The following is a 1,474-nucleotide window of genomic DNA, read 5'->3' on the forward strand; positions in this document are numbered from 1 at the left end:
CTGTCTGACAGGCAGACCTAGGGTATTCAGTGTGTTTATCGCACTCACATACGCCATGATTTCTCCCACCTGGCCGTTGTAGTGACGCAGACTGATTTTCCCCGTCAGCAACTGCTTGAACCGATACATCGCCGTTTCTGCCTGCGAGCGACGGTGATATCCCGATATCTTTTTCCAGTGCTCCAGCCCTTCCTTGCGCATCACCAGCACGGCCTCATTTCTTGGGTGCCCCTTTTTCCAGAGTCCCGCATGCTTGCGAGGCGGGATACAGGCTGTCGCCCCTTTACCTGCTATCAACTGGTGATTAGCTTTGTTGTCATAGGCTCCGTCGGCATAAACACGCCCCAGCTTGCGCCTCAGTGGATTGAGCAGAGTCGGCAGGACCTCGGCGTCATGGACATTTTCCAGCGACACTTCCGCCGCCACGATATCGTGCGTGGCTGGGTCCACGGCCAGATGCAACTTGCGCCAGACTCGCCGTTTTTCCTGACCTTCCACTCGCCCTCCCCAAATACCTTCAGGCCAGTCGAGTCGATAACTAGGTCGGTGATACGCCCCTTACAGGGCTGCCGATAGGCCACTTTCACCGTGCGGGCCCGCTTGCTGACACAGCTAATGCGGTGGTCGCCCTTCCTAAACTGGCAGCACCTGTGCCAACGTGTGGGACGATACATTCATCAATGTGAGTGGAGCGATCAACATGAACGTTAAAACTATCGGGATCGATTTGGCGAAAGCGATTTTTCATATACACGGTGTGAACGAATACGGCAAGTGCCTGTTTAACAAGCAGATCAAGCGGGCACAAATGATCAGCTTTTTTGCCAATCTGCCACCCTGTCTGGTTGGCATGGAAGCCTGTAGCAGCGCGCACTATTGGGCCAGAAAACTGCAAGTGTTAGGACATACCGTTAAACTGATGGCCCCGCAGTTTGTTAAACCCTACGTGAAGACCAACAAGAACGATGCGGCGGATGCTGAGGCGATCTGCGAAGCGGTGAGTCGGCCGAACATGCGGTTTGTGCCAATGAAGAGTAGTGAGCAGTTAGCCGTCCTGGCGCTGCACCGCGCCCGACAAGGCTTTGTTAAGGTGAGAACCGCACAGGCCAACCAGCTACGCGGTCTGCTGGCAGAACACGGGATCATCATTCCTAAAGGCATTGCCCACATTGGCAAGCATCTGCCCGAGATCCTAGAGGAGTACGAGAACGGGTTGCACGGGACGTTTCGGCAATTGCTCGAGCGCCTGGGGGAGCATCTCAAGGCGCTCGACCGGCAGGTTCAGGAACTAGAGGTCCAACTCTAGGGCTGGCATCGTGAGAACGTCGCCAGCATGAAGCTGGCGCAGATCCCGGGGAGCGGCCCGATCACCGCGAGTGCCTTGAGCGCCTCCGTCGGAGACGCAAAAAGTGTTAAAAATGGCAGGCAGTTGGCAGCGTGGCTGGGACTGGTACCACGCCAACATTCCAGCGGT

2 pseudogenes are annotated in these 1,474 nt (G+C 56.1%); one reads left to right on the top strand and one right to left on the bottom strand.

The window, feature by feature from the left end:
• Positions 1 to 614: pseudogene (locus CUC53_RS17015) on the bottom strand (IS5 family transposase); the annotation flags it as partial.
• An 86-nt stretch (positions 615 to 700) separates the two neighbouring features.
• Between CUC53_RS17015 and CUC53_RS17020 the strand changes: the two are divergent.
• A pseudogene (locus CUC53_RS17020) lies at positions 701 to 1,474 on the top strand (IS110 family RNA-guided transposase); the annotation flags it as partial.

The organism is Aeromonas cavernicola (assembly GCF_002795305.1).
In the GTDB taxonomy this organism is placed as follows: Bacteria; Pseudomonadota; Gammaproteobacteria; order Enterobacterales; family Aeromonadaceae; genus Aeromonas; species Aeromonas cavernicola.